The sequence below is a fragment of the Brevibacillus borstelensis genome (assembly GCF_003710865.1).
Taxonomy (GTDB): domain Bacteria; phylum Bacillota; class Bacilli; order Brevibacillales; family Brevibacillaceae; genus Brevibacillus; species Brevibacillus borstelensis.
The window spans coordinates 1-5,256 of sequence record NZ_RHHO01000073.1 but is presented as its reverse complement, the minus strand read 5'-3'; the positions used below and the strand labels follow the sequence as shown (position 1 = coordinate 5,256).

Annotated in this window: 5 protein-coding genes; 4 read left to right on the top strand and 1 reads right to left on the bottom strand. The window is 41.1% G+C overall.

All coding sequences use genetic code 11. The annotated features are described in order from the left end of the window. Positions 1 to 141: 141 nt before the first annotated feature. Positions 142 to 1,617 (bottom strand): IS110 family transposase, encoded by a 1,476-nt coding sequence (locus EDM54_RS25415; RefSeq protein ID WP_122959062.1) that lies wholly within the window; start codon positions 1,615 to 1,617, stop codon positions 142 to 144. An 881-nt stretch (positions 1,618 to 2,498) separates the two neighbouring features. Here EDM54_RS25415 and EDM54_RS25410 point away from each other — a divergent pair. The 4 genes from EDM54_RS25410 (at position 2,499) to EDM54_RS25390 (ending at position 5,102) form a co-directional block, all read left to right on the top strand. Next, positions 2,499 to 2,684: a hypothetical protein gene (locus tag EDM54_RS25410; RefSeq protein ID WP_003387511.1), complete on the top strand. Its 186-nt coding sequence runs from the start codon at positions 2,499 to 2,501 to the stop codon at positions 2,682 to 2,684. Between the two features lie 66 nt (positions 2,685 to 2,750). Further along, positions 2,751 to 3,071 carry a YopX family protein gene (locus EDM54_RS25405; protein WP_003387510.1) on the top strand — a complete coding sequence of 107 codons (321 nt, stop codon included), beginning with the start codon at positions 2,751 to 2,753 and terminating at the stop codon, positions 3,069 to 3,071. Positions 3,072 to 3,869: 798 nt separating this feature from the next. Next, positions 3,870 to 4,439, top strand: a complete 570-nt coding sequence (locus tag EDM54_RS25395) for a C39 family peptidase (RefSeq protein WP_122959061.1) — start codon at positions 3,870 to 3,872, stop codon at positions 4,437 to 4,439. 15 nt (positions 4,440 to 4,454) lie between these two features. Further along, the gene (locus EDM54_RS25390) at positions 4,455 to 5,102 is read left to right on the top strand and encodes a hypothetical protein (protein ID WP_122959060.1); all 648 of its coding nucleotides are present in this window, start codon (positions 4,455 to 4,457) and stop codon (positions 5,100 to 5,102) included. Positions 5,103 to 5,256 lie beyond the last annotated feature (154 nt).

Sequence of the window (5,256 nt, the reverse complement as noted above, 5' to 3'; positions counted from 1 at the left end):
AATGTAGCGTAGTGCTTAACAGAAAAAAACCGTAAGGTCTTTTATAACAAATTGCTTCATTTTCCGATAAAAACGCGCTATTTTGGCAGAATTAAAGCATTGAGACAGTGAATGGAAATGAAGAATAGCACATAGGTTGCACTATTCTTCATCAATCTCAATGTCGACTGATTCATCTGAGATTCCGGCAAGCATTTTAGCTTCAGTTTCAAATGGCTCTATATCGATATCTAAAGACTTTTCCTTATACTGCTCATTCCATGGAACACCACAGGCTGCTGCGTGTCTTTTGGGATCGTAGGGGACACCTGTTTTCAGAACACTGTAGATAATCTTTGCAACTTTTCCAGACATATGTCCTATAGCTTTCATTTTTGGCATTTGACGTGCCAATAGGCGCTCGTAATATGCCGCAAACACATTAGGACCACCTCTTTGGGCAATAAGTATTAGAGCCATCTGAAACATGACCCTGCGTGTATCGCGAACACCACTGAACGTCTGGCGAGTGCCTTTTACAGAAGTCCCAGACTGCTTATTTTCGGCAGATACACCAAGGTATTTTTTAAATTCTTTATAGGTACTAAACCGATGAATGTCACCTATTACAGCAATGAGAGTACAAGCCCAATTATCACTCATGACAGGTAAAGAAAAGAGCAAATTGGTATATGGGTGTGGGGGAGTTCCTTTTTCAGCATTACCATGTAATAACTCATGGATGCTTGCGTCAATACTGCTTAAACTTTCTTCAATGCGCAAGGCTTCTTGGATAAGCCAACTTTGTCGATCGACAACATGGACCAATGGCAGAGCAACGGTGTTAGGTAAAACATGAGCTAATTCGCTGGCTGCCTTCTTTGCAATAGCTTTAGCACCGCATTTGGTTATTGCTTCTCGAAGTTCAATCTCGGAGAGACCCTTCATATCCAAAGCAGTTGGATACATTAACGCTAGGCGTAACACAGAAGGGCTTGAAAGCTTCTTAAATGCTCTTTTAAGGTCAGGGTGAGTGATTTGAAATAACTGTTGCACCTGGTTTTTCCTGCGTGTCAGGGTAGTGGTAAGTAACCAGCGATCACGCATGAGAGTACGGACGATAGACTGTGACATTGAGGCTGGACTCGCTAGTCGTACAGCTTTCATATCGGGGTGGAGCGATTTATGCCATCCCATATAGGCCATCGTTCTAGCATCAATAGCATCGGATTTCTCTTGAATACCAAGAGTCTCTTCCCGAAATTTTTTAACAGAGGCATTTTCAACCATATGAAGTGAGTAACCAGCTTTTAATAATACCTGTTGAAGAAGAAAGGAATAATGCCCACCTGTCGGCTCCATTAATACGAAAAAGTCGATTGGTTTTAATCCTAGATGCTCCTGTACATCTTGAAGGGCCTTCAAGAAATCAGAGATACCCAAACTATCGGCATCGAATTTCATTGTTTTGGCCCTTTTCCATTTTCCATCACGAAACTGTTCGGGAGTAATGCAGGTAGCCACATGAAAATCAGCTCCAATATCGACACCAACGTATATTGGATAAAAGAGTCTTACGAATTCTTTTTGCCCATCGGTTTGAGTGACACTAAAAGTCATTAACTGATCTTCCTTCATAAGTTATGTTCTCCTTTTATTAAGCAATATGTAATACACCTGACTATCCAAGTTACTGTGAGAGCTTCATTTGCCCAATGTAGCATGTCAGGATTATAGCGCCAGGTGATCTGTACCCAAATTGTCTCAAGAGGTCTAACGCAAGTTAGCCCCAAACGTTGAAGGGTTTCAATTGCTTTACTTTATATGGAGTACAATTTTCCGTTATATAGACTTTAAAAAACTTATACGTTACCTCTGAGAAAATTCCTGCTCTGGTTTAGTTAATTTTGGAAAACAAAAAAACCCGCCAAAGGACGGGTTAAACGCTGACATGGGTGCAGTGCCAATACACGTGGAGTGCCCCAGTGTTATATCAGAGGTCTGAAATCTATCAGCCCCAATCCTAATATGGTAGGTAAAACCATGAAAGGTCACTGCACAATATATATGATTCGCTAGTGAGCGAGTGTACTCCTGCAAGACCAATGTTCCCAAATAGTTAGTAGAGCTCTATCCATCAGGAGTGCCCACATTGTGTTCAGGAATACATTGGCAACGTAAAAGATTCGTTAGGAAATAGAGTTATTCCTGCAAAGGCCGATGTTCCCAAACATTACGCAGAGCTACAACCGAGGATGTGCCCACGTTTTGTTCAGAGATACATCGGTATCATTTAGTTTAATTCTGTGGAAAAGATATGAAAAGATTTTCTCGGTAGATTGCTTCGCAATCTACCTGCGACACCTCCCGTGTGGGCTACGCCCTCCAAAATACCCGCCTAAAAGGAGTGTCTGCACAATGAATTAAAGACTTACGCGTAAAAGCATGTAGTCCTTTGATCAAAGAACAAAACTAATCAAAACACTACAGTAACATTACTTGTGGAAAGAGGTGGAGAAATGTCCAAGCTGATCGGCATTATTAAAAGTGGCTCTGGTACGGTTCACGCGGTTACGGACAAAAGATCGCCAAAAGCGTTGTGCGGTTATAGGCACGGAATGAAAGGGAACTTTGCTTGGTCGGGTAGGTCACGGGTAACGTGCGAAAAATGCAAAGTGAAAATTCCAGAAGACGTGATCGAATAACAGGAGGGGAACGGGATGCAAGGACGTGAGATCAAGTTACGGATATAGGATAAAATTAACAATCTCATGCTGCAGTGGAAGCATCTGGTGAATGCTCCTGATCTGTCAGAGTTTCTGATCCACAACGTAGAAGATGGTCATTATTCGACCTTGATGCAATTCACCGGCTTGTGCGACAAGAACGGCAAGGAGATTTATGAGGGAGATGTATGTCTGCTGTTCAACAAAGGTAGCGATCTGTTTGGGGAAGAGCCGGTGGTTGTTGAATGGATCGGCGAAGATGAAACTGGATACGGGATTGGTTGGGGGGTATTCCCGAGTATGTTTGAATACGTAGTCATCGGCAACATCTATGAAAACCCGGAGCTGCTGGAGGTGGGGAAGTGATGGAACGAGATGCAGAAAAGGACCTACAGATGTGTGACCTAGCTACTCCAGGGCCGTGGTTTAGAAACGGGGAAAAATGGTGCTCAGAAGTCACAACAGACTTAAATTCAGGGGCAGAGAGTTGGGGTTGCCAACTGTGGTATAGAGACGATTCTAGTATGGTACAACTGGCTTAACAACGCCGAGTCGCTGTTCAAAATAAACAAGAGCAAGCGGAAGAGGGAATTGATCAACTCTTTCCACGGCTATAGCATTCAGAGACAAAAAACGAATTGAAAGCAAGGCAGATCGAGCGGGCTTTACAGTATTCACTGGATGAAACAGAAAGAAAAATCATTAAAGAAAAGTACCTAGTCCGGTCAGAGTAAATGACATCAACGTATACCTGGACTTAGGGCTGACAAAGGATCAGTATTACATTAAAAAGAATGAAGCAATATTTCAAATCGCGACGGCACTCCGCATCATTTGAGTGCCGTTTCTTATTTTCCCGACAAAAACCCGACAAAAAGCAGGACAAAATAGGCACAAAAAAATCATGGACGTTTTTTCCATACGGGATCGGTAACCTTGAATTAAGAGCAAGGAACCAGAGCTAAATGCGAGAGACGGCTCCTGCCCCTCGCCCCCTGTCCAGTATCACTCATCTTTTTGAAGTAAAAGTTAGATTATTGAAAGAAGTGAAATTCCAATTATATGAATTGTTTCTAGAAATAGGTTGACATTAATTCAAAAATATGGTAATTTTCATTATAATGTGGACAGTACACAATAATATTTGTTGTAGGAGGACTTGCTGTGTATAAAAAAAGCATGAAAAAATTTTTTGTACTAGGGGTTGCAGCAGTTTCTTTGTCAATTTTGGCAACTGTAAGTAGTCCATCACACGCTGCTTCAACAACTGTAACTTTAGGAGTAAAAAAAGTCACTCAAGCAGCAGAGTTATGGTGCTGGGCAGCATCTTCAGTATCTGTATTAGATTATTTTGGTATTAAAGTTACTCAATCCGATTTTGTTGAATATGTAAAAGGTGAGGTTTCGAATAAATCGGGAAATATTAGTGAAGTCATGGATGGACTCGATCATTATGGGCTTCAAAGTTATCGAGAGGATAACTCATTAACTTTTAAGGAGACGGTAAGGGAAATAAACAATGATATACCTGTATTAGCACGCATAAAATGGAAAACGGGAAATACAGCTATTGGTCATATGGTTGTTATTGATGGCTACACAAACAGCTCAACTAAATATCTAAGGTATATGGATCCTGATAAAGGTGAATATTCTATTATGACTTATGACAGATTTGTAGATAGCTCGGGTCAAGAGTGGACCCATACCATATATGGATTCGAGGAAAATTAATTGAGGAGGTAAAACATGAAGAAGATTACATTTGCGGTTTTGGGAATAGCAACTCTTGCTGTAATGTTTTCGTTTTCTGCTGTCGGGGCAATTAATGAAGGGAAAAAGGATGCCTTTAATGCATATAAAAAATTCGAGTCAGCAGGCAATAATAAAACTAAAACACCACAAAAAAATAATGTGAACGAATCTTATTTGTCTGATTATTCAATCGACAGTGCTCATTTACCTGATTCAGAAGCAATAAAATCTTTTAAAGGCTCTAGTATTACTGATTTACTAGTACCTTCAGATGAAAAACTGTGGTTTATTATGGAGGGAGATAAAGCTAAAGGCATAGTTATAGCAACGGATACTGAGCCAATTCAAGCAGGTCTCGAAAAAACAGGGCCGGAATTGTATGAAATGTACAAGGATATCATTCAGGAGTATGGTAAAGATGTTCAAGTGAAATATTTGGACTACGCAGGTGGTTTTATTTTTGTAGCGGTTGATCCAAATGGAAATGAAGGTATATGGCTCGAAGAACGAGCAGCGAAGCTACTTGATCTTAGTCCCGGAACCAAGTACAGTTCTGAACAAGTTCTTGAAAGTATCAACGATGGGCTAAACTCTAGCGACGAGGATGTCTCTGACGATGACTCGCTAGGGGGAGGAAAATAAGAAAGAAAAGGGACAGCGATATGCTGTCCTTTTTTATCATTGAAGCGTGCCCAGCAAGCCGTTAATTGCTAGTTGGTGAAAGTCCAACCGAGGCAGGAGCCAAGTCACCTCGTAGCTGACAGGCAACTGGTGGAGAAATCCTAAGGTTGAAGCC

Coding starts and splice junctions, on each gene's coding strand:
- EDM54_RS25415 (WP_122959062.1), bottom strand. CDS start 1,617: ATGAAGGAAGATCAGTTAATGACTTTTAGTGTCACTCAAACCGATGGG.
- EDM54_RS25410 (WP_003387511.1), top strand. CDS start 2,499: ATGTCCAAGCTGATCGGCATTATTAAAAGTGGCTCTGGTACGGTTCAC.
- EDM54_RS25405 (WP_003387510.1), top strand. CDS start 2,751: ATGCTGCAGTGGAAGCATCTGGTGAATGCTCCTGATCTGTCAGAGTTT.
- EDM54_RS25390 (WP_122959060.1), top strand. CDS start 4,455: ATGAAGAAGATTACATTTGCGGTTTTGGGAATAGCAACTCTTGCTGTA.